General features: G+C 39.5%; 22 protein-coding genes. 20 read left to right on the top strand and 2 right to left on the bottom strand.

The window, feature by feature from the left end; all coding sequences use genetic code 11:
* The first annotated feature begins 71 nt into the window (after positions 1-71).
* The 13 genes from ACR65F_RS01800 to ACR65F_RS01740 all read left to right on the top strand — a co-directional run bounded on the left by ACR65F_RS01800 (position 72) and on the right by ACR65F_RS01740 (position 12795).
* Positions 72-674 (top strand): DUF8042 domain-containing protein, encoded by a 603-nt coding sequence (locus ACR65F_RS01800; RefSeq protein ID WP_440502963.1) that lies wholly within the window; start codon positions 72-74, stop codon positions 672-674.
* Positions 661-2535 (top strand): motility associated factor glycosyltransferase family protein, encoded by a 1875-nt coding sequence (locus tag ACR65F_RS01795; protein ID WP_440502961.1) that lies wholly within the window; start codon positions 661-663, stop codon positions 2533-2535. Before ACR65F_RS01800 ends, ACR65F_RS01795 begins: the two co-directional genes overlap by 14 nt.
* Positions 2528-3535 carry an NAD-dependent 4,6-dehydratase LegB gene (locus ACR65F_RS01790; RefSeq protein ID WP_440502960.1) on the top strand — a complete coding sequence of 336 codons (1008 nt, stop codon included), beginning with the start codon at positions 2528-2530 and terminating at the stop codon, positions 3533-3535. The genes ACR65F_RS01795 and ACR65F_RS01790 overlap by 8 nt, the downstream gene beginning before the upstream one ends.
* On the top strand, positions 3532-4677 hold the full coding sequence (locus ACR65F_RS01785) for a LegC family aminotransferase (RefSeq protein ID WP_440502958.1): 1146 nt from the start codon (positions 3532-3534) through the stop codon (positions 4675-4677). The genes ACR65F_RS01790 and ACR65F_RS01785 overlap by 4 nt, the downstream gene beginning before the upstream one ends.
* A 14-nt stretch (positions 4678-4691) precedes the next feature.
* Positions 4692-5822: a UDP-N-acetylglucosamine 2-epimerase gene (gene neuC, locus ACR65F_RS01780; RefSeq protein WP_440502957.1), complete on the top strand. Its 1131-nt coding sequence runs from the start codon at positions 4692-4694 to the stop codon at positions 5820-5822.
* Positions 5819-6898 carry an N-acetylneuraminate synthase gene (neuB, locus tag ACR65F_RS01775; protein ID WP_440502956.1) on the top strand — a complete coding sequence of 360 codons (1080 nt, stop codon included), beginning with the start codon at positions 5819-5821 and terminating at the stop codon, positions 6896-6898. Before neuC ends, neuB begins: the two co-directional genes overlap by 4 nt.
* Positions 6891-7514 carry an acetyltransferase gene (locus ACR65F_RS01770; RefSeq protein WP_440502954.1) on the top strand — a complete coding sequence of 208 codons (624 nt, stop codon included), beginning with the start codon at positions 6891-6893 and terminating at the stop codon, positions 7512-7514. The genes neuB and ACR65F_RS01770 overlap by 8 nt, the downstream gene beginning before the upstream one ends.
* A 3-nt stretch (positions 7515-7517) precedes the next feature.
* Positions 7518-8588, top strand: a complete 1071-nt coding sequence (locus ACR65F_RS01765; protein ID WP_440502953.1) for a nucleotidyltransferase family protein — start codon at positions 7518-7520, stop codon at positions 8586-8588.
* Complete coding sequence (locus tag ACR65F_RS01760; RefSeq protein ID WP_440502951.1) at positions 8578-9501, top strand: Gfo/Idh/MocA family protein; 924 nt, start codon at positions 8578-8580, stop codon at positions 9499-9501. Before ACR65F_RS01765 ends, ACR65F_RS01760 begins: the two co-directional genes overlap by 11 nt.
* A complete protein-coding gene (locus ACR65F_RS01755; protein ID WP_440502950.1) occupies positions 9494-10201 on the top strand; it encodes an acylneuraminate cytidylyltransferase family protein in 708 nt (235 codons plus the stop codon). Before ACR65F_RS01760 ends, ACR65F_RS01755 begins: the two co-directional genes overlap by 8 nt.
* Positions 10198-11022 carry an SDR family oxidoreductase gene (locus ACR65F_RS01750; protein ID WP_440502949.1) on the top strand — a complete coding sequence of 275 codons (825 nt, stop codon included), beginning with the start codon at positions 10198-10200 and terminating at the stop codon, positions 11020-11022. Before ACR65F_RS01755 ends, ACR65F_RS01750 begins: the two co-directional genes overlap by 4 nt.
* Positions 11012-11557 (top strand): acyltransferase, encoded by a 546-nt coding sequence (locus ACR65F_RS01745; protein ID WP_440502947.1) that lies wholly within the window; start codon positions 11012-11014, stop codon positions 11555-11557. The genes ACR65F_RS01750 and ACR65F_RS01745 overlap by 11 nt, the downstream gene beginning before the upstream one ends.
* A gap of 533 nt (positions 11558-12090) precedes the next feature.
* Entirely contained in the window at positions 12091-12795 is a 705-nt protein-coding gene (locus ACR65F_RS01740; RefSeq protein WP_440502946.1) for a gamma-glutamyl-gamma-aminobutyrate hydrolase family protein, read from the top strand.
* Between the two features lie 54 nt (positions 12796-12849).
* On the opposite strand, the gene ACR65F_RS01735 is transcribed toward ACR65F_RS01740, so the two are convergent.
* Positions 12850-14832: a methyl-accepting chemotaxis protein gene (locus ACR65F_RS01735; protein ID WP_440502945.1), complete on the bottom strand. Its 1983-nt coding sequence runs from the start codon at positions 14830-14832 to the stop codon at positions 12850-12852.
* Positions 14833-15058: 226 nt separating this feature from the next.
* Positions 15059-17038, bottom strand: a complete 1980-nt coding sequence (locus ACR65F_RS01730; RefSeq protein ID WP_440502943.1) for a methyl-accepting chemotaxis protein — start codon at positions 17036-17038, stop codon at positions 15059-15061.
* A 226-nt stretch (positions 17039-17264) separates the two neighbouring features.
* On the opposite strand from ACR65F_RS01730, the gene flaG reads away from it, so the two are divergent.
* The 7 genes from flaG to hpf all read left to right on the top strand — a co-directional run bounded on the left by flaG (position 17265) and on the right by hpf (position 22753).
* A complete protein-coding gene (gene flaG / locus ACR65F_RS01725) occupies positions 17265-17627 on the top strand; it encodes a flagellar protein FlaG (RefSeq protein WP_440502941.1) in 363 nt (120 codons plus the stop codon).
* A gap of 13 nt (positions 17628-17640) precedes the next feature.
* On the top strand, positions 17641-19080 hold the full coding sequence (locus ACR65F_RS01720; protein ID WP_440502939.1) for a flagellar hook-associated protein 2: 1440 nt from the start codon (positions 17641-17643) through the stop codon (positions 19078-19080).
* A gap of 34 nt (positions 19081-19114) precedes the next feature.
* The gene (fliS, locus tag ACR65F_RS01715) at positions 19115-19516 is read left to right on the top strand and encodes a flagellar export chaperone FliS (RefSeq protein WP_440502938.1); all 402 of its coding nucleotides are present in this window, start codon (positions 19115-19117) and stop codon (positions 19514-19516) included.
* Positions 19513-19866, top strand: coding sequence for a flagellar protein FliT (gene fliT / locus ACR65F_RS01710; protein ID WP_440502937.1), 354 nt, complete (start codon positions 19513-19515; stop codon positions 19864-19866). The genes fliS and fliT overlap by 4 nt, the downstream gene beginning before the upstream one ends.
* 127 nt (positions 19867-19993) lie before the next feature.
* Entirely contained in the window at positions 19994-21466 is a 1473-nt protein-coding gene (locus tag ACR65F_RS01705) for a methyl-accepting chemotaxis protein (RefSeq protein ID WP_440502935.1), read from the top strand.
* Between the two features lie 229 nt (positions 21467-21695).
* Positions 21696-22058, top strand: coding sequence for a PilZ domain-containing protein (locus tag ACR65F_RS01700; RefSeq protein ID WP_440502934.1), 363 nt, complete (start codon positions 21696-21698; stop codon positions 22056-22058).
* Between the two features lie 122 nt (positions 22059-22180).
* The gene (gene hpf, locus ACR65F_RS01695; RefSeq protein WP_039042114.1) at positions 22181-22753 is read left to right on the top strand and encodes a ribosome hibernation-promoting factor, HPF/YfiA family; all 573 of its coding nucleotides are present in this window, start codon (positions 22181-22183) and stop codon (positions 22751-22753) included.
* Positions 22754-23306: the final 553 nt, after the last annotated feature.

The raw sequence follows: 23306 nt of genomic DNA, 5'->3' as shown, positions 1-23306 counted from the left end.
AGGTTGAAAAAACTTGAAAAGTACCGATATAATAACTATTAACAAAGTTATTTAGATGCGGAGGAGAACCAATGGATCTCATATTTAACAACCAAACTTATAGTTACGATTATACACCAACTAATCTACAAATAATTGAAAGATCTAAAGAATTGCTAGAAGACAAATATTACTTTGAATACTTTGTCTTAGATAGAACCGAAAAGATTGAAAGTCCAAAAGAGTTGTTGTCAAGAAAGTTAAAAGATGAAATGGTAATAGAATTAATTGCGACAGAAGCAGTCAAGTTTGTGAGAAATCTTCTGGAATCTACGTATAGTTACATTGACAATGCAAATCCTAATATTGAGGATCTCGTAGAAAAATTCTATAGTCATCCATCACCAAATGCGTGGGCAGATCTTAGTAACTTATTTGAAGCAATAGATTGGATTCTTTCAATGGTCAATGTTGTCGAGAATAGTAAATTCCGTCCATCAAATTGGAGCGAAGTGGTAAAGGATATCTCTAATTTTGAAGGTGAGCTAAATAATTTAGAAGAAGCCTTGGAAAATACAGACTCAGTATTAATTGCGGATATATTGAAGTATGAGGCATTGCCTGTGTTTCAATCCATTAAAGAGCAAGTAGAACTAGCAATTAAAAACTATGGTGACGCTGATGATCTCAATTGAAAATCGTGAAGTACTTAGGCGGAAAAATAGAGAGTTATTAAAGTTGTTAGATAATGAGAAGAATAATGTATGTAATTCCAAAGGAACTGTTGAACAAGCAAAGTCAGGTGCTAAAACATTAAAAGTGCAATTCTTAGAAACAACAAAGTACATTCATAGCAAATACGACCCTGAGAAAGAAGCAGAACGCTTTATAAAAAATCTAGATATGTCAGTGGCAAAACATGTGTTATTTATTGGCTCAGGATTAGGATATCATATTAGTAAATTTAGTTCACAATATCCGGATATAACGTTTTCAATTTATGAGCCTGATTTAGCTGTTCTTAATATCTTTTTAGAGTGCTGTGATTTAAGTTCCTCTGAAATGAGAGGCTTACAACATATTTTTACTGGAACAGAGGCCACCGAAATAACTACTGATATGGAAAAAGTGTTACGTCTTTCTAATGGAAGTATAATTTTGGCTATCTTACCTGTATATGAACAGCAATACAGTATGCAAGTAAAAAATATTTCAGAAACAATCATTCACTCTTTGAAAAATAAAAAAATGTATTTAGCAGTAAATTTGATTAACCAAAAAAGATGGACGATCAATTCTATCAAAAACTTTCCACTTGTGACGATGACTCCGAATATCATGTGCGATTTTCCTATTAGAGATTTTCGTGATAAACCAGCAATCATTGTTGCAGCGGGACCATCTCTAACAGAAGAACTTGAAAACTTGAGAAAAATCCGTGAGAGTGAATCTGCATATATCTTTTCTGTTGGTTCTGCAATCAATTCACTAATTGAAGCAGGAATTTATCCACATGCTACTTGTGCATATGACCCATCAGCTGAACAATGGAAAGTATTACAGAAAGTGAAGGATAAAGAGATTAATAACATCCCTCTCATTTTCGGCAGTTCAATTGGTTTTGAAGCATTAGAAGATTATAGTGGTCCTAAAATTCACATGATTACTAGTCCGGATACAGTATCACCACAATTACTGGATACAACTAAATCGATTGATATTGTGTTAGATTCGCCTACGATAGCGGCAATTACTTTTCAGTTACTTAGCAAATTAGAATGTAATCCGATTATATTAGTCGGACAAAATTTAGCATATAAAGATAAAAATCGCTATGCTGCTGGCATTTCTTACGATTTCATAAATAATGAACTAAGCGAAAATGAAATAGAAGATTCTATAACTATAACAGACGTCCAGGGTAATTCTATTCAGACGAGTGAGAGTTTTAATATTATGAGAAAACAGTTAGAATATTTCATACAAAAAAGTCCGGAAATAGAAGTCATAAATACGACGAAATCAGGAGCCTTCATTGAAGGCACAACATTTACGAATTTAAGTACAATTATTGAAAAACGTCTCAATTCAAATGAAGTAAACACTGAGTGGTGGAATGAGAAAAATTCTTACAATACAAAATTCACACTCAAACGGTTAGAAATCCTGTCGGCTGAATCAAGAAGAATAACAAAACAACTCCTAAACATTAATTCTGAACTTGAAAAAATAGATAGGAACTTAAAGAGTAAGATCGCAACAAAGATGGAACAAAATTTTGTTGAATTCGATAAGCAGTTTTCTAAGCTGAAACGAAATCCTTTTTACGTCGGGTTTGTTGAACCTATGCTCATTGTTCAAAATACTCGCTTGTCTGAAGAGAGTGCAACTATTCGTTTTGAGACAGATGTATTAAAGAAAGCAGAAGTGATTATTAATATCTTTAGTCATTTTATTAAAGAAGTAGAACTACATAATGAATTTGTGAAACCTTATTTTGAAGAAATGAAAGAACGTCTACTAAACATAGATGAAGAGGGTGTCATTAATGAATGAACGTAAGAAAGTATTAGTAACAGGGGCCGATGGATTCATTGGCTCTCACCTAACAGAAGAACTTATACGAAGAGGCTACGAAGTAAGAGCTTTCGTTTACTATAATTCGTTCAATTCTTGGGGATGGCTCGATACTCTACCTACTGAGATTAAGAGTCATCTTGATGTATTTACAGGAGATATTCGGGATCCATATGGAGTCAAAGAGGCAATGAAAGGCTGTACTCATGTTCTCAATCTTGCTGCATTGATTGCGATTCCTTACTCATATCATTCTCCAAGTATGTATGTAGACACGAATATTACTGGAACATTGAACGTTGTACAAGCAGCAAGGGAGTTAGGTATTCAAAAAGTAGTTCATACTTCTACAAGTGAGGTCTATGGTACTGCCCAATATGTCCCGATAGATGAAAGTCATCCATTGCAAGGGCAATCTCCATACTCCGCAACAAAAATTGCAGCAGATCAATTGGCATTATCTTTTTATCGTTCCTTTGAGACTCCAGTGGCAATTATTCGACCATTCAATACGTATGGACCGCGCCAATCAGCAAGAGCCGTTATTCCTACTATAATCGGTCAGCTCGCCAATGGACAAAAGTCTATTCAACTTGGAGCGATTAGTCCGACGCGTGATTTTAATTACGTGAAGGATACAGTGGACGGGTTTATATCTGTTTTGGATCATGATCAGTCACTTGGAGAAGTCATTAACATAGGCTCTAACTATGAGGTCTCTATTGGTGAGACGGCACAAATGATTGCAAATATTATGAATGTCGATTTGGAAATTGTTACAGATGAACAAAGACTGCGTCCAGATAAAAGTGAAGTAGAGCGTTTGTGGGCAGATAATCAAAAAGCGAAGAAGCTTCTTGGATGGGAGCCTTCATATGGAGGAAAAGAAGGATTTAAACGTGGATTAACAGAAACAATCGATTGGTTCTCGAATCCACAGAACTTATCATCATACAAGACGGATGTGTATAACATATGAATGGTGAGTGGTTACACTTTGCTAAGAAAATAAAGAAGATGTATGGAAAAGATTTTGTTCCACTACATGAGCCCACCTTTGATAACTCGGAAATTCGTTACGTAACGGACTGCATAGAAACAGGATGGGTTTCTTCTGTAGGAAAGTATGTAGATCAGTTTGAAAGAGATCTAGCAGAGTATACAGGTGTGAAACGAGCAGTCGCGGTTGTTAACGGTACTGCAGCCCTTCAAATCGCACTCAAAATAGCTGGCGTTCAGACTAATGATGAAGTGTTTATGCCTGCACTAACTTTTATAGCAACTGCAAACGCTGCGACCTATCTCGGAGCCATTCCTCACTTTGTTGACGTAAGTACAGAAACGCTTGGTCTCGATCCTATTAAGTTGGACAAGCACATTCAAACAATTGGGGTGATGAAAGATAACCAGTTGGTGAATAAGTCAACAGGAAGAATTATTCGTGCAGTAGTACCAATGCATACATTCGGTCATCCAGTTGACCTAGACCCGTTACTAGATGTTTGTCAACGATACAACATAATATTAGTTGAAGATGCCGCTGAGTCTTTAGGATCCTATTACAAAGGGAAACATACGGGGGGATTTGGCCGAACTGCTGCACTTAGTTTTAATGGAAATAAAATCATTACGACTGGTGGTGGTGGAGCTATTCTAACAAATGATGACGCTTTAGCCGATTATGCTAAGCATATCACCACTACTGCAAAAGTGCCTCATTCCTGGGAATTTAACCATGACGAAATTGGATACAATTACCGGATGCCTAACATTAATGCAGCGCTCGGTTGTGCACAGTTGCAAAAGTTAAATGGGTTCTTAGCATCGAAACGTACTCTTACTCAAAAATATGAGAATTTATTAATGAATAACAAGGCTGCAAAACTATTTGTAGAAAATCATAATTCAAAGAGCAACTACTGGCTTCAGACTCTTCTGCTTGAGTCCGGTACTAATCGTGATACAGTATTGCAAATTCTGAACAATAATGGTGTAATGGCTAGGCCAATTTGGACTCCATTAAACGAGTTGGAGATTTATAAAAATTGCCCTCGAAGCACTTTAACCACGATGAATGAATTGAAAAATAGTGTGATAAATGTTCCTTCCAATCCAATGTAAAGGAGCTAACAGCAATGAAGAAACATAAAGTTTGTATAGTCACTGGAACCCGTGCTGAATATGGGCTCCTTTATTGGTTATTGAAAGAACTAGAGCAGGATTATGACTTCGACTTACAATTAGTAGTAACAGGTATGCACCTGTCTCCTGAGTTCGGGTCTACGTACAAACAGATTGAGCTTGATGGATTTGTAATAAATGAAAAAGTGGAGATATTATTATCTTCGGACCATTCTACTGGTATTGCTAAAGCAATTGGGCTTGGAACAATCAATTTTGCTCAGACATTTGACCGATTACAACCTGATTTAGTACTCATCTTAGGAGATCGTTTTGAGCTGTTAGCTGTAGCCCAAACCGCATTAGTAATGAACATTCCTATTGCACATATTCACGGTGGAGAACTCACATTTGGTGCATATGACGATTCCATAAGACATGCGATTACAAAAATGGCAACGTGGCATTTTGCTAGCACGGAATTACATAGAAATCGAATTATTCAGTTAGGTGAATCTCCAGAACGGGTATGGAATGTAGGGGCGCTTGGGATTGAAAATATAATGAAGCTACCGCTATTGACGCAAACGGATTTATATCAATCTTTAAAGATTGATAGTAAGCAACCTTTCTTTTTAATTACCTACCACCCAGAAACAAATGGAGCAACTAAAGGGATTATAAGTCTACTAGAAGCCCTAGAACATTATCCTAATGTGAATTTGATATTTACTAAGGCGAATGCTGACAATGGGGGTAGAACTATAAATACTAGAATTGAACAGTTCGTTTCAAACAATGACAATGCTTATTTGTTTGATTCCCTAGGTCAGTTAAACTACTTGAGTGCAGTAAAGAATGCGAGAGTAGTTATTGGAAACTCATCCAGTGGATTAATAGAAGTACCTTATTTAGAAACGCCTACTGTAGATTGTGGAAACCGACAGGCAGGTAGGCAGTGTCCCACCTCTGTTATTCATGCTAATTTGCAGGCAGATGACATATATAGTTCGATTGAAGAAGCACTTGCATTTAAAGGGCAGTATCAACGAATTTTTGGAGATGGTGTGGTAGCTTCAAAAATTGTTTCCTATCTAAAAAAAATCGATACTTTTACTATTCAAAAGGAGTTTTATGACCTATGAGTAATTCTACATACATTATTGCAGAAGCTGGAGTAAATCATAATGGATCCCTTGAACTTGCTAAAAAACTTGTCGATGTTGCCAAAATATCAGGAGTAGATGCAGTAAAATTTCAAACATACAAAACGGAGAATTTAGTTACACAATCCGCCCATCAAGCTTCTTATCAAGTAAAGAACTTGGGAGAAGAAACGACGCAGTTTGAAATGTTGAAAAAACTCGAGCTTTCATACCAGCAATTTAAAGAACTGAAAGAATATTGTAATCATAAAGATATTGAATTTTTGTCGACGCCTTTTGATTTTGAAAGTGTCGACTTTTTAGTTCATGATCTCCAACTTAAGACTATAAAAATACCATCAGGCGAACTAACGAATAGCCCATTTGTACACTATTTGGCTACAAAGCAAGTTCCTATTATTTTATCGACAGGCATGGCAACAATAGAAGAAATACATGAATCACTTTCATTTATCGCATTCGGGTTAGAGTTTCCAGGTGAGGATGTAGACTTAGAAAAGGTTGAGACTTTCTATAATACACATCGTGCAAAAGAAGTGTTAGAAGCATACGTAAAAGTTCTCCACTGCACAACAGAATATCCAGCTCCGTATAAAACGATAAACTTGCATGCTATGAAAGGATTAAGCGACGAGTTGAAATTACCTATTGGCTATTCAGATCACTCAGAAGGAATTACAGTTCCGATTGCAGCAGTCGCTTTAGGAGCGAGAGTCATTGAAAAACATTTTACGATTGACAAATCATTACCAGGACCAGACCATATGGCGTCATTGAATCCAATGGAACTAGGTAGTATGGTGAACGGGATTCGTGCTGTGGAACAATCATTAGGTAGTGTTATTAAAGAGCCTACTCAAATTGAAATTAAAAATCGGGAGGCTGCTAGAAAAAGTATTGTTGCAAAAGAACGTATTGTAAAAGGACAACCAATTGCTAGGGAAAGTCTAACATTTAAACGGCCTGGCAATGGAATGGACCCTTCAAGATTCTGGTCTTTGATAGGTAAAAGTGCCACCCGCAACTATGAAGAGGACGATTTGTTGAATGAATAAGCCGGTAATAATTATAGGGAACGGTGGACATGCCTCGGTTTTAGTAGAGATATTACAAGGTACCCATATTGAAATAATTGGATATACAGCTCCGGAGGAAGGCTCTGAATTCTACAACCTACCATACTTAGGAAATGATAATGTTATATTAGAATATCACGTGAACGAAGTTGAACTTGTACTAGGGATTGGTACGATAAATGTAACTAATCTAAGGAAAAAAAAATATGCGGCATTTAAATCAAAAGGATACACCTTTGCCACAATCATTCATCCCTCAGCCATAATATCTCCGACTGTTGCAATAGGAGAAGGTACACAAATAATGGCAGGTGCTATTATTCAAACTCAATCTGTACTGGGGGAAAATTTAATTATCAATACAGGCTCTCAAATTGATCATAATAGTGTAATTCAGCACCATTCGCATATTGCTCCTGGCGTAGTTCTTTCAGGAAGCGTTTCGGTTGGGGAAAACTGTCACATCGGTGCTGGTACTACGATTATACAAAATATAACAATTGGGAACCGTGTACTAATAGGTGCGGGATCTCTAGTTTTAAAAAATGTCGAAGATGATATAACTGCTTATGGTGTACCTGCACAGGAGGTGTAAGTGATGGGGAAATGGCAAGAGGTCTTGGTAGAGTCTTCTACATCAATTTTAGAAGTAATGAGATTGATAGACAAAACGACAATGCAGTTTGCAGCAGTTGTAGATAACGACTATATTCTTTTGGGGTCTGTTACAGATGGCGATATTAGAAGAGGTATTTTAAAAGGAGTCCCTTTAGATCGACCAATAGCAGAAGTTATGAATCGTACTCCTATATATCTTAGGACAGGGAAAAGTCATGTTTATTATAGAAGACAGATGGACCGATTAAAGGTAAAGCAACTCCCAATCATTTCAGAGGAATGTAAATTGGTTGAAATTTTATTTGCAGAAGAACCAGGGCAGCGCTTAAGCAAAGAAAATTTAGTCGTGTTGATGGCTGGTGGACTGGGTACTAGACTTCGTCCCCTAACAGAAAGTATACCGAAGCCAATGTTGAATGTTGGAAGTAAACCAATCCTAGAAACGATTATCGAAAGTTTTAGAAGTCATGGTTTTACGAAATTCATACTTTCCGTGAACTATAAAAAAGAAGTGATAAAGGATTATTTTCAAGATGGTTCGCACTTAGGTGTATCCATAGAATATATTGAAGAGACAAAAAGACTGGGAACGGCGGGAGCATTGTCATTGCTTCCAGAGTATCCTAAAGCTCCCTTTTTTGTAATGAATGGTGATTTGTTAACTACAATTAATTTTGAGCAACTTTTGAACTTTCATATGGAAACCAACTCTGTAGCGACAATGTGTGTACGAGAGTACGAGTATGAAATTCCGTATGGTGTTGTAGAAACCGAAAAAGATCAGTTGTTATCAATTCAAGAAAAGCCTATAAAAAGTTGTTTTGTGAATACAGGTGTTTATGCAATGAATCCTGAAATTTTGGATTATATACCCTCCAATACTTTTTTAGATATGCCGGATTTGTTTGAATCAGTTATGTCAAATAAAGAAAAAACATCTGCCTTCCCGTTGAGGGAGTACTGGCTAGACATTGGTCAAATGGCTGACTATGAAAAAGCGAATGGAGATTATCAACGCAATTTCGGGAAGGAAGAAATGAATGTTAACTGAAAAAAACTGCCTTGTAATCGGATATGGTTCAATTGGACGAAGACATGAGAATATACTGAATGACCTTGGTCATCGTGTATCAGTTGTCTCCCGTAGGGCAATAGAATATCCTCTCAGTTATGCAAGTATTGAAGAAGCTATCCGGTGTGAGAATCCAGAGTATATAATTGTAGCAAACGAAACGAGTGAACACGAAAAGACTTTAGCAAAGCTGGTTCATCTAGGTTATAAAGATAAAATTCTCGTAGAAAAACCACTATATGCAAATGTTAGTGATATTGAGGAATCTCCTGTTTCTACTTTTGTGGGGTATAATCTTCGGTTTCATCCAATCGTTCAAAGGCTAGTAGAAGAACTATCTCAAAAACAGGTCATATCTGTACAATCATATGTAGGTCAATACTTACCTACCTGGAGACCAGGTACCGATTATCGTGAATCCTACTCGGCGAGCAAAGCTAGAGGAGGGGGGGTTCTTCGTGATTTAAGTCATGAGCTAGACTATTTACAAATGTTGTTTGGAGAATGGAAAGAAATGAGTGCAAAAGGTGGGAATTATAGTAATCTCGAACTTGATTCTGATGACCATTTTACTCTCATGTATCGAACAGAAGGAGTTCCAACTATCACTGTGCATATGAATTACCTTGACCACATAACACAGCGTTTTATTGTCATTAACACGAATTCAACTACATATCGTGCTGATTTTATAAGTAATACACTCCAAATTAACGATGAAGTTATTCAGTTCATTGTTGGGCGAGATGATACGTATAAAAATCAACATTTGGCTGTGTTAAATGATGAGTTAGCAAGTCTCTGTACGTTTAATGAAGGATATAACCTCCTGAAAATGATAAAGGGAGCAGAATTAGCATCCAAAGAAAAGGTGTGGGTATCTAATGAATAGAATTTGTACAATTTGTGCTAGAGGTGGCTCCAAAGGTGTGGAGAATAAGAATATCAAATTACTTGCTGGCAAACCACTAATTGCTCATTCAATCCTTCAAGCTAAAGAGAGTGGATTATTTGATAGTATTGCTGTTAGTAGTGACAGTTCTGAGATTTTAGAGGTTGCAAAAATATATGGAGCCGATATCCTAGTGAACCGCCCAACGGAATTGGCAACAGATCAAGCTGCAAAACTACCTGTTATTCAACATTGTTTAACTGTAGCTGAAGAACAGCTGGGAAAACAATTCGATGTAATTGTCGACCTGGATGCTACATCCCCTCTTAGAAGTATTAAAGATATCCAAACTGCTATATCTACCTATGAACAAGACATAGAAGCAGATAACCTAATTACTGGGGCACCTTCAAGAAGAAGCCCATACTTTAATTTGGTAGAGGTAGATAGAGAAGGAAATGCTACGTTATCAAAAATGCTCGATACTCAAGTTATTCGAAGACAAGATGCACCAAAGTGTTATGATATGAATGCATCAATATACATATGGCGAAGAGAGACTCTTTTAAACTCATCAACTGTTTTCTTGAAGCGTACAGTACTGTACGAAATGCCAGAAGAAAGATCAATCGATATCGATTCGCCCCTCGATTTTGAGTTTGTCTCATTTTTGGCGGAGAGAAGAGGTTTACTATTATGAAACATTCATATATAGATAAATTCAGATTAGAAGACAAAACAGCGATTGTCACAGGTGGCGGTGGCATATTAGGTCAACATTTTTGTATAGGGCTTGCGAGCGCCGGGGCTGATGTAGCTGTTGTGGACATTGACTTAGAAGCCGCAGAGAAAACAATGACACTCATAAATGATGAATTTGGTACTAAAGCAAAAGCTTTCCAATGTGACGTAACATCTGAAGAATCGGTAGTGCAGATGGTTAAAGATGTAGTAAGCCACTTTGGTCAAATAAATATTTTACATAATAATGCAGCGGGGAAATCTAAGGATTTGGATGCGTTTTTTGCAAACTTTGAGGACTATGAATTAGATCAATGGAAAGAAATTATGAGCACAAATTTAGATGGAATGTTCCTTGTAGCAAAGCATGTTGGTAAAGTCTTTATTGAACAGGGAAATGGGGGGGCTATTATACAAACCGCATCGATATACGGCGTAATAGGGCCAGACCAACGTATATATGAAGGTTCCTATTATTTAGATAGACAAATTAATTCCCCAGCGATTTATTCTGCTTCAAAAGCGGGTGTGATTGGGCTTACTAAATATTTGGCTACCTACTGGGCAGGTAAGGGAATTCGGGTAAATGCAATAACACCTGGTGGAGTAGAGAGCGGTCAAAATGATACTTTCAAACGAAACTACAGCAACCGTATTCCAATGAATCGCATGGCTAAGCCAGAAGAAATGGTTGGGGCTCTTATTTACTTAGCTTCTGAAGCGTCGAGTTATGTCACGGGTCACAATATTATCGTGGATGGTGGCTTGAATGCTTGGTGAATTGAAAGAGTTGCATCAGAGGTGGCGGTGGTCGAGAAAAACGGATCGATTAGGACCAGATATGCTAGGTACTTACTTTCACTTTTTCTTGCCGTCACTGCAACGAAAAATTTGTAAAGAAAAGTTTTTGTTTTTTGGTGAGAATGCAGAGTTTAGAATAGGAGCATACGCCGTTCAATGTTCAAATATAAAAATAGGTAATAACGTAGTGATTCGTCCTAATTGTGTTCTTATGGCGTCACAAGATAGTGTAATTGATATTGAGAATGATGTACTCGTAGGTTCAGGTGTACATATTTATGTATCAAATCATAGATTTGACGATGTTTCACTTCCAATTTATCATCAAGGTCACTCCCCATCGAAGGCAGTGAAGATAAAGGAAGGCAGTTGGATAGGAGCTGGAGCAATTATTTTGCCTGGAGTTACAATTGGAAAAAACTCTGTAGTTGGAGCCGGAAGTATTGTTACTAAAAATGTAGAGGATTTTACAGTTGTGGCTGGAAATCCTGCTAAGTTGATAAAAAGAATTTGAATGTCAAACGCACTAATTCAAATACTTTATTGTTATTTTAAAAATATAAAGAATCACAGAATTTACAAGTTGTATTTCGGTACAAAAATTAATGATTCTGATTGCGGCTTAATGGCAAGTTAATTACTACCCGAGCGATTTTTAATGCGATATAATTCAAAACGAAAATTCGTTCGTTTACGCGTCCGATGTAGCATATTATTTAAAGGGTAGCATCCCTTAAAAATGGTATAAATGCTATTAAACAGATGTTCGAAGCAAAAAATCCTCTTAGAAACTTTTTAATCTGAGTTATTTCCTGAAATCGCATTTCTTATATTATTCAGGGAAGCAGTCAAAAGGTGGATAGGAGTCGGACGATTTTTTTACTTTTCCAGATAAGAGAATTTGTTTAGACTGCTTCAAGAGAATCCCTTGTTCGAATCTTCTTTCTGATTGAATTTCCGTTCTTCTGGGAATAGAAGTAAGAAAAACTTAAACCAACCACTTTTCTACTCTGGTTGGTTTCACTTATTCAAGAGGAGGACTACGTCATGAAACCACTAATAGGCATCACATCAGACTTAGACGAAAACGGAGAGACGTTCCTAAAAGCAGACTACAGCAGGGCAATTTTACGAGCAGGAGGATTACCCGTAGTACTTCCGGCGGGACTTGAAGATATCGATGAAATCTGCGACCGAATTGATGGCTTACTATTGACTGGTGGGGAAGACGTGAATCCGCTTCTATTTGGAGAAGAGCCCAAACACCAGCTTGGCAAAATTGCCCCTGAGCGCGATGACATGGAGATGGCACTTGCGAAGTGCGCGGTTGGTAAGGACATGCCAGTTCTCGGAATTTGCCGAGGTCACCAGATTTTGAATGTTGCTCTCGGAGGTACGATTTATCAGCACATTTATACCGACTTGGAAGGACCGCTCTTGCAACACAAGCAGCAAGCGGATCGTAATTATCCGACACATACTGTGGTGGTCGAGAAAGGAAGTCGACTATCCAATTATGTAGAGGGCAAAGAAGTGCTAGTAAATTCTCTACATCACCAAGCTGTACACGATGTTCCGAAGCCGTTAGTAGTAACTGGAAAAGCAAAAGATGGAATTATTGAAGCACTTGAAAGTACTGAGCACAAATTTGTAATGAGTGTACAATGGCATCCAGAGGCTCTCTCCAATCTGGGGGATAAAACTTCATTAAGATTGTTTGGAGGTTTAGTAGAGGCAAGTAGGAAACAATAGTCAACAAACAAAGAGGGACTGCCTAATTAAATGGCAGTCCCTCTCTTTTATCTCTTAAACTTTAAACCGATCAATCGCATGACTCAACTCTTCACTCAAGTTCGTCAATGTCTCTGCTGCATCCGTTACCGACTGGATGGCACGAAGTTGCTCTTCCGTTGATGCACTCACTTCTTCACAAGCAGCTGCTGTCTCTTGAGACGTTGCCGCCATCGTTTGAATCGTCATCGCTACATTATCTTTATGCTGTGAAACGGTTTGAATCTCAATGGAAATTGCATCAATGGAAGCTTGCATGTCAGCCATTAACGCAGACAGTTCACCAAACGTCGATTCGGTTTCTTGGACGACGACTCCTTGGTCACGGAACGTGGTAATCGTTTCTTCCATTTGTTCGGTCACTAGGTGCGATTCTTGCTGGAGCTGTTGGATGGTCGTTTGAACTTCTTCAGTTGCGCGTGCGGATTGTTCTGCGAGTTTCCTTACTTCCTCCGCTACCACTGCGAATCCTTTTCCGTGCTCACCTGCGCGTGCTGCCTCAATACTAGCGTTCAATGCAAGTAAATTCGTTTGGGATGAAATATCCGTAATTGTATCCATCACACCTCCAATCGCTTTCACTTTCTCAGCAAGCGTCGTGATCGCTGTGTTCATCGACTGCAGGTTCGCACCGGACGATTTAAATGTGTCTTGCAACTGTGCCATTTGTGTTTGTCCGTTGGCATTCATGTTGCCAGTCCGCTCCGCAATTTCGGTCATCGATACAGCCCGTTCTGAAATGTCGTTTATCTGACGACCGAGTTCATCCGACCGATCTGTGACCGTTTCAGCGTCTTGCGCAGACTTAGATGCGCCTTCCGCAATCTCATTCACCGCATACGCGACTTCCGCACTCGACGCACTAGTTTCTTCTGCCACAGCACTTAAACTTTCGGAGTTCGTCCGTACGTTATCGGCAGATTGATTGACGACAGAAATGATGCTGTGCATGTTTGTGAGCATCTGGTTGAAGTTATCGCTAAGCTGCCCGATTTCATCTTTCGATTGAATGTCCGATTGAACAGTCAAATCACCTTCAGCTACTGCATCCATGGAATGGCGTAAACGAGCAATCGGTTTCAACAATTTTCCGATGATGAAGTACAAACCGACACCAATAATCGCTAACGTGATGAGTGAAATAATGAGAATGGATACTTGCAATTGTTTGGCCATGCCCATTAAGTTGTCCTTTTCATACACCGTTCCAATTTTCCAACCATATTCGGGAAGTGTCTTAAAGACGTTGATATGTTCAATCCCTTTTTCGTCTTTATAAAGTAAGCTTCCTTGTTCTTTAGCAAACAAATCTTTCACGTAAGAAACGTCCATCAAGTTCTTTCCACCCTTTTGAGGATGGGAAATGGCAGTCCCTTCGCTATCATACAATACTGGAAATCCATCATAAGCAATTTTAGTGGCCTTCAATGCAGCGGTCATCGAAGAGAGTTGGATGTCTACACCTGCGACACCAGCAAGTGCTCCATTTTTCTGAATGGCTTTTGAAGCCGTAATTACGAATTCTCCTGTGGCTTCATCCACATATGGTTTGGACCATTGGACTTCATCGGGATTCGATGCTGCATTTTGGTACCATTCTCGTTCTGTCGGATCGAAACCTGTTAAGTCCACCACAGGAAAGATTCCTGTATATTTCGTGGGGAGGGCGTAATAAGAAGATGAGGCATCCGGATAAATTTCAAGAAATTCCTCCAACTCTTTTAGAAGTTCTTTTTCAGTAATTTCTCCGCCTTCAGGACCTGTAAAGTTTACGAGTTTATCTGAAATCGTGACGAGGTTAATCCCTTTGCCGTACTGGTCGAGAAACGTCTCCACAGAATAGCCCATCTGATCAGCTAAACCTTCGCTTGAATCAATTACTCGCTCTAAAGAACGTTTTTTGACTTGATCGTTCAGCATGTATGCCATTAGGGCCATCCCTGCTAAAAAGAGTACGATTGTTGCCAGAATAATTTTGGATTTCAGTGACTTTGCCATACTCATTACCTTCTCCCATTGTATTATATGTATATATACTAGTTATTTCGACATTTTTCATGGGAAGTTGAGTGGGAATTAATTGAAAATTCCTTCGTCTCAAGGGGGAGAGGATTTAATCAATGAAACAATCGATGGTAGGTAAATGGTTTAAAAGAGAAAAATACCTCATTCTCAAGAAAAAAGAGACTGCCTAATGCTATGGCAGCCCCTTGTTATGCTTATTTTACACGTTAAACCGAGCAATTGCCTGACTCAATTCTTCACTTAGGTTCGTCAATGTCTCTGCTGCATCCGTCACCGATTGAATGGCGCGTTGCTGTTCTTCCGTTGAGGCGCTCACTTCTTCACACGCGGCAGCGGTTTCTTGTGACGTTGCCGCCATAGTTTGAATAGTGGAAGCCACGTCGTCTTTGTGCTGTGAAACCGTCTGGATTTCAGATGAAATCGAATTGATCGATGTTTGCATATCCTCCATCAAAGTGGATAATTGTCCAAACGTCGTTTCCGTTTCCTTAACAACCGTACCTTGGTCGCGGAATGTCATAATCGTCTCTTCCATTTGCTCCGTCACGAGACGCGACTCGTCCTGCAGTTGCTGGACAGTCGTTTGGACATCTTTGGTCGCTTGTGCTGATTGCTCTGCAAGCTTGCGTACTTCTTCTGCCACAACTGCGAACCCTTTCCCATGCTCGCCTGCACGTGCCGCTTCAATACTTGCATTCAGTGCCAACAAATTCGTTTGCGATGAAATATCGGTAATTGTATCCATCACACCGCCGATTTCTTTCACTTTCACACTGAGTGTGGAAATCGCTTCATTCATAGACTCCAAATTTATACCGGATGTCTGGAATGTCTCTTGCAATTGAGCCATTTGAGTTTGTCCATTTGTGTTCATGGTTCCTGTGCGTTCAGCGATTTCTGTCATGGATTCGGCACGTTCTGTAATACCGTTAATTTGACGACCGAGTTCGTCCGAACGTTCTGTCACCGTTTCAGCATCTTCTGCAGATTTTGACGCACCTAGTGCAATTTCGTTCACAGCGTGCGCAACTTCCGAGCTCGATGCATTCGTTTCTTCAGCGACTGCACTCAAGCTTTCAGAGTTAGACCGTACATGTTCCGCAGATTGGTTCACAACTGAAATGATACCATGCATATTAGTGATCATCTGATTGAAGTTCGTGCTTAACTGGCCAATTTCGTCTTTTGTCTGAATATCGGATTGAACGGTGAGATCACCCTCCGCCACTTCATCCATGAGTGCGCGAAGTCGGGCAATTGGCTTAAGCATCCTTCCGATTAGGAAATACAGCACGACAGCAACAAACACTAAAACGATTGCAGAGATAATTAGAATGGAGGTTCTCATCTGTTTCGCCATCCCCATCAAGTTATCTTCTTTGTAAACTGTTCCGACCTTCCAACCGAATTCGGGTAGTGTGTTGAAAATACTAACCATATCTTTCCCGTTTTCCTTATAAGCAAGATCGCCTTGTTCATAATCATACATATCTTTCACATAGGACAGATTCATAAGGTTCTCACCGATTTTTGAGGGATGAGAAAGGGCAGTCCCTTCTTTATCAAAGAGAATCGGTTGTCCGTCATAAGGAATGTCTGTTTCATTCAGCATCTTAGAAATTGCAGTGAGTTCAAGATCGACGGCCGCAACTCCAGCTATCGTTCCGTTCGTTTCAACTGCGAGTGAAGCGGTGGTCATCAGATTGCCGGTTGCTTCGTCCGAGTAAGGTGGGCTCCATTGGATAATTCCAGGAGCCACCACAGCGCTCTGATACCATGGACGTTCAGTCGGGTCGAAAGAAGTCATATCTTTTTTAGGGAATTGAACGGTGTGTTTGGTCGGCGTCCAAAAATATACGGCAACCGCATCGTCATAAACCCCTAAGAAATTCTCCAGCTCTTTCTGTAGCAGGGCTTCAGCAGAAGTGTTGTCGGTACCCTGTGCGAATCCGTTAATCTCCTCTGACTTCCCAAGTATTTCTAATCCTTTGCTATATTGCGTCAAGAAGTTTTCTACAGCATATGACATTTGATCAGTCGTCCCTTCACTGGAACTGATAACCCTTTCAACGGACCGGATTTTGATCATACCATTCAGCATGTAAGCCATCAGTAAAATTCCGACTAAAAATAGTAAGAGTGTTACTGAGATGATTTTGGTTTTAAGAGACTTTGTCATGGTTTTCCTTCTTTCTTCTATATATGTTTACTAAACCTATTTCGGTAGATTGAACTAAAAGTTTAGAGATAATTTAATTATCTTGAAATAGTAATCAAAAAAAGAGCCGATGATTGTTTTCTATCCCATTAAGAAGTCCAACTTTCATTCCAAAATCCTGTAAACTTCTCTCAATCTTTGCCGATATAACAATTAGTATAGTGTGACTTTTGAGGAGGACGGAGAAATGGTCAGTCAAATAGGGGGAAGTCCAGACCGCCAACATGCGGCAGGGCCGACGGATGCAACGTCATCCGGAATTGTGACAAAAGTTGAAGCCATTAACGACCAAGCACAACAGCAAGCATATAGAGAACAGGATTTACCCATCAAGAAAGCCAAAGAATTAACGGCGGGATTGAATAAGTTCCTAGAAAGCGTAGATACGCAGTTGAGGTTTAAGATGCACGACGAATTGCACGAATACTATGTGACGATTGTAGATTCCAAAACCGACGAAGTAATCCGGGAAATCCCATCCAAAAAACTGATGGACATGCACGCAGAAATGAAGAAATTCCTAGGACTGCTCATCGACCGTAAAATTTAAGGAGTGATTGGATATGAGAATTGGTGGACTAGCCAGTGGAATCGATACTGAAACGATTATTAAGGACTTAATGAAAGCTCAACGTATACCGTTGGATAAAGTAACACAGAAGAAGCAGTATTTTGAATGGCAATTGAATGATTACCGTAGTGCAAATCGAGATTTGAAAGATTTTAGTACGAATCTATTTAATAATGTGTTTTTGGAGAAAAATTATAATCAGAAGAATGTTAGTATTTCAGCACCTGATGATATTTCAATTAATGCAAAAGGGAATACAGAGAATTTTTCTGGGACGATAAGGGTGGAGCAACTTGCGACGAATGCAACCTTTGAAGGAGGGAATGTTGGAAATAAAACTTTTACATTAAGTGAAGATTCTACTATTTCCATTGAAGCTCCGGGTGGAAGAGGTGCAGTAGAAGTAAGTTTGACTAAAGGCGATACAACGAAAGATATTATTAAGAAAATAAATGAACAATCAGATGTACGAGCTTTTCTTGATGAAGAAACAGGTAATATTGGATTTTCGGCTAAAAATAGTGGTGAAGGAACTATTAAGATATTAGATGGCTCAACAGGAATTAAACTAGCAACAGAACTTGGAATTGTGGGAGTTTCTAAGAAAGAAAATGAAGGTAAAAATGCTATTTTTAATTACAATGGAATGACTGTTATAAGATCCTCTAATTCATTCGAATTGGATGGAATGGAAATCACACTAAAAGCTGCTAACAATAAAGAAATCACATTCACTGCGACGACCGACACTGATAAAGTCTTTGAAACAGTTAAAGGTTTCGTCGACAGTTACAACAAACTTATCGAAGATTTGAATAAAAAAATCCGTGAACCAAAATATCGCAACTTCCAACCACTATCTGCAGAAGAAAAAGCAGATATGAAAGAAAAGGAAATTGAGCTATGGGAAGAAAAGGCGAAAAGTGGAACACTCCGTAACGATCCGGAACTCTCAAATCTTTTATCCACAATGAGAACTGCACTTACAGGCACTGTTGAAATAGATGGAAAAAAGCTCAACTTAAGCTCTTTGGGAATCACTACTTCGAGTAACTATCTCGATCATGGTAAATTAGAAATTAATGAAACTAAGTTGAAAGAAGCAATTTCTAAGGATCCTGGAGAAGTAAAAATGTTATTTTCAAATGATAGTGTCGGTAAAGAGCAAGGTTTAGCTCGTAGACTGCGTGATGCTGTCGATGCAACGCAAAAATCAATTCAGAACAGTGCCGGCAAAGTAGGCGACAGTAATAAGGCATTTAGTCTTGGGCGTACGCTTGACAGCATGAACAAGCAAATCGAGCGCTTTGAAGACCGTATGCAAATGGTTGAATCCCGCTACTGGAAACAGTTTACCGCCATGGAAAATGCAATCCAACGTGCGAACGCACAATCGGCTAGTTTAATGAGCGCACTTGGTGGCGGTGCTTAATTGATACACGTAATACAAAAGGAGAGTCTTTAAAATGGTTATGCATAATCCGTACGCTACGTACCAAAATAATTCTGTCACAACGTCGACGCCTGGTGAATTGACTTTGATGCTGTATAACGGTTGTTTGAAGTTCATTGAACAGGCGAAACGTGCCGCGGACTTGGGTCAGATTGAACAGAAGAATACGGCTGTGCAGAAAGCGCAAGCGATTATCTCTGAACTGATGATTACATTGGATGCTTCGTTCCCTGTTGCGAAGGACATGCTCGTGTTGTACGAATTCGCAAACAGCCGCCTTGTTGATGGCAACATTAAGAATGATTCCAAAATGTTTGAGGAAGCTTCGGAAATCATTACCGAGTTCCGCGATACGTGGAAGCAAGTCATTCAATTGAACCGCCAAAAGCAATACGGAAACGTGAGTGAGATATGATTCGAGCGGAGCTTATTCAATGGAAAGAGGCAACGGATCGGTTGCTTGCACTTCCCATCGTAAATGATGACGACCAACGCGACGCGATGATTGCTTCCGTCGAAAAGATTTTAGATGAACGGGAGCAATTGCAGCCTCGCATCCAGCCACCTTTTTCTGTTGAAGAAGAAACATTTGGGAAAGAGTTGGTTGCTCAGGAGCCAAAAGTCGCTGTGAAGTTGGAAAGTTATCTAACTGCCATTCGTAAAGTTCTCTCCGCGTCTCAAACGAAAAAAGATGGTGTGCGGAGTTATGTCAATCCTTATAGCAAAGTTGCCCGTGATGGCACGTTTTACGATACGAAACAATAAGAACGCAGACCGACGAATTAATATTTCGTCGGTTTTTATGTGTCTTTAAGTCTATTACTAGTAGTTCTTAAATGAGGTATAATAGTAATAAGGAATTGGAAAAACCATCAAATTTAGGAGTGATGCTATGACGATCGAGCAGTTGAAACATGCTGACTGGCTTAGGAAAAATCACATTCTGTACATTGGTTTTGCGATTGGTGGGGGACTTGGGCTCATCGCACAGTTTATTTTACAATCTAATATACAAACAATTCTTTCCGTAGCCATCCCGTTACTAATTGGATCTGCGTTTTATGTTGCATTTCGATTTACGAAAACTAAATGGCTGACACTAAGTTTGCCGTACATATTATTAGCATCCACATTTGCTGTATCACTTGGAGTTATTTTATTGTCAGAGGCTAATTTGGGCTCTATTGGTATTATCTTTTTCTTATTAGTATTTGGCGGAATCCATGGACGCGTACTTATTATGTCAGTCGCTTATGTATTAAGTTTAGGAGCACTTGTCCTGAATAATATGGTGTTTGTGACCCCCGAATTAGTTGAGGGAAGTGGTGCGAATTTAATCTTATTGCACTTTTTGAGTGGATTGATTTTAATGCTTGTCGTCCGTCAAAATGCGAAGAACTTCTCGGAGATTGAACGTTTTACTGAACAAACGGAAGCGCTTAGAAGAGAAGAAGAGGAACTTGCTAAACGGTTGGATTTAACAGTTGAGAAAATCACAAGTAACTTAAGTAAACTTCGCAATTCGTCCGAAACTTCATTAGGCTCTCAACGTGAAATGCTGACAGCCATTCATGAAGTAAGTGGAGCTAGCCAACATCAAGCAGATCACATTTCAGATATTGCTGAACGCTCTGAACAGACGTATGAAGCGGTTGAGGAAATTTCTAAAGGTCTTTCGTTGCTTGTCCAAAAAGCAAATGACGCAGGAGAACGAGCAGGAGAAGGAAGTACCGAGATTGCCGGATTGAAGAGTGGGATTGATGCATTTGCGGATTTCTTTGATGAGCTAAATAGTACGTTTTTGGTGTTATCCGAAAAGATTGCGGAAACAAATGCGTTTGCAGGTTCCATTAAAGAGATTACGGATCAGACTAATTTGCTTGCGTTGAATGCTTCCATTGAAGCAGCGAGAGCGGGTGATCATGGGAAAGGTTTCGCTGTAGTTGCGGATGAAATCCGTAAGCTTGCGGGAATGACGGATCAAACATTATCTAAAATCGATACGAACCTCTCTGAAGTGAATACGTTCAATGAACTCGCAGTATCCAAGCTAGCTACTGGGAAAGAACAGATTTTTAAGCAAACGGAAGTAGTGGATTCTTCGAACACAACATTTACTGCATTGCATGAAGGGATGCGCGACTTGCAGAAAGAAATGCAATCGTTTATCCAGGCATTCAAAGAAATCACAGTGAACACTGATAATGTCAGGGGGCGGACGATGGAATTCGCTTCGGTTATCGAAGAAAGCACTGCCGCCATTGAAGAGCTGGATGCGACACTTACACATCTTGTTGACGAACAAAGTGAAATCGACTCATATTTACAAGAAACGTATAATGAAGCAGTTAGCCTACGTGGTTAACAATGGCTCGCTCATCTGTTGCTGGGTGGGCGTTTTTTATACATGAGACCAAGTTCCGAATCATATTGTTAACGACGCCAACATTTAGAGAAAGAGGTTTCGTATCGCGTCTGTTTGGTAATAGTAGAGGACGGAGCACCTAATCAGGTATTCGGTGAAATGAAGGACGCGGAACTGGTAACTATTTGATATACTGAGGGGACTAGAGAAGTGGATGGAGTGTGAAGATATGCACTATAAACGTGACGAAGCTTTTAGATTTCCCTTTAATGAACCTATCCCCGCAGAATTCAGTATTTATCTCAAAAACAGTGATCGTCCTGGAACCGGAACGGGTGACTCTAAGTTGCTGGATATTAGTCCAGGCGGAACCCGTATGGAAACGTCTTATAATATTCCAGTAAAGAGAGAAGAAGTAGCTATTCGATTGCGCTTCAACCTTTATCAACAACCAATTGAAACAGACGGAGTCATTATCTGGAAGGAAGCGGTTGGAAACGGTTGGATGTACGGCATAGACTTTGACGAGAACGAGTCAGTAGCTCAAACAATCGTCAATGATCTAAAGCTTCGCAGACAAGCTGAGCGTTAATCAGCTAGAAAAGCACTTCGGCAATATCCGACAAAATTCTTTTTAAATTTCACAATGAAAAGAAGGGTTTTGTCCGTCAATGTAGAAGATAGAGTTAGTGTCAAATTAAAGGAGGAGTTTATATGTTAGACTTCAACATTCGTGGCGAAAACGTCGAGGTTACTCCAGCAATTCGAGAGTACGTTGAAAAGAAAGTCAGTAAACTTGAAAGGTACTTCACTGAGGGTGTGAAAGCAACATCTCACGTGAACTTGAAAGTATACAGCGATAAGCAAACTAAAGTTGAAATTACAATTCCAATGAAAAATTTGACACTCAGAGCAGAAGAACGTCATAACGATTTATACGCAGCGATCGATTTAATCGTCGATAAGCTTGAGCGTCAAATCCGTAAATATAAAACACGTGTGAATCGCAAGTTCCGTGAGCGCGAAGGCGTTGGCGCATTCTTGCAGGCAACAATGGAAAACGAATCGAAAGAGCAAGATTATGCTGATGACGAAAACGAGTTCAACGTAGTTCGTACAAAGCAACTCGATTTGAAGCCAATGGATCAAGAAGAAGCCATCCTTCAAATGAACATGCTCGGACATGATTTCTTCATCTTCACTGATGGTGAGTCTGATTCTACAAACATCGTCTACAAACGTCGTGACGGCAAGTACGGCTTGATCGAAACTGGAGCTAATTTATAATTGGAAACCGCCCGTAACTTAGGGCGGTTTTTTTGTGGGCAATTTTGTGTTCTGCAAACAAACAAGCACAATCCGCTCGATCCCGCGACAAACTACCTTTTTCAATGTGTATCAAAGCTCGCGACCAATCTATCTTACCTCAATTTAAAACCAATCCTAATTGGTGTGCTCCGCTAAGCTGCGCATTCAAAGATGATAATAGAAAGGATAGGCTTACCTCTCCATACCCACTCGTTTTTAGCGTCAATTTCTCCAGCACGTCACCTAGACGCTTAAGCGAAACTGCATGTGATCAAGCAAGTAGCGAATCTGCTCAAGCGAGGTGAAAAGTAATCAAGCAAGTAGCAGATCCGCTCAAGCGACCCAAAAAGTGATCAAGCAAGTAACAAATCCGCTCCAGCACGCCAAAAAAGTGATCAAGCCATCACCAGATCCGCTCAAGCAACCCCCATTCCTCCACCCATAATCCAAAAGTCGGAAATTTCGTTGCATTGCATTTGCGCCTGCCCATTCACAATGTTAAAATGAAGGGTGAACTTTGTGAGGATGTGAC

The organism is Sporosarcina sp. SAFN-010, assembly GCF_059415065.1.
This window is presented reverse-complemented; position numbering and strand designations above follow the sequence as displayed.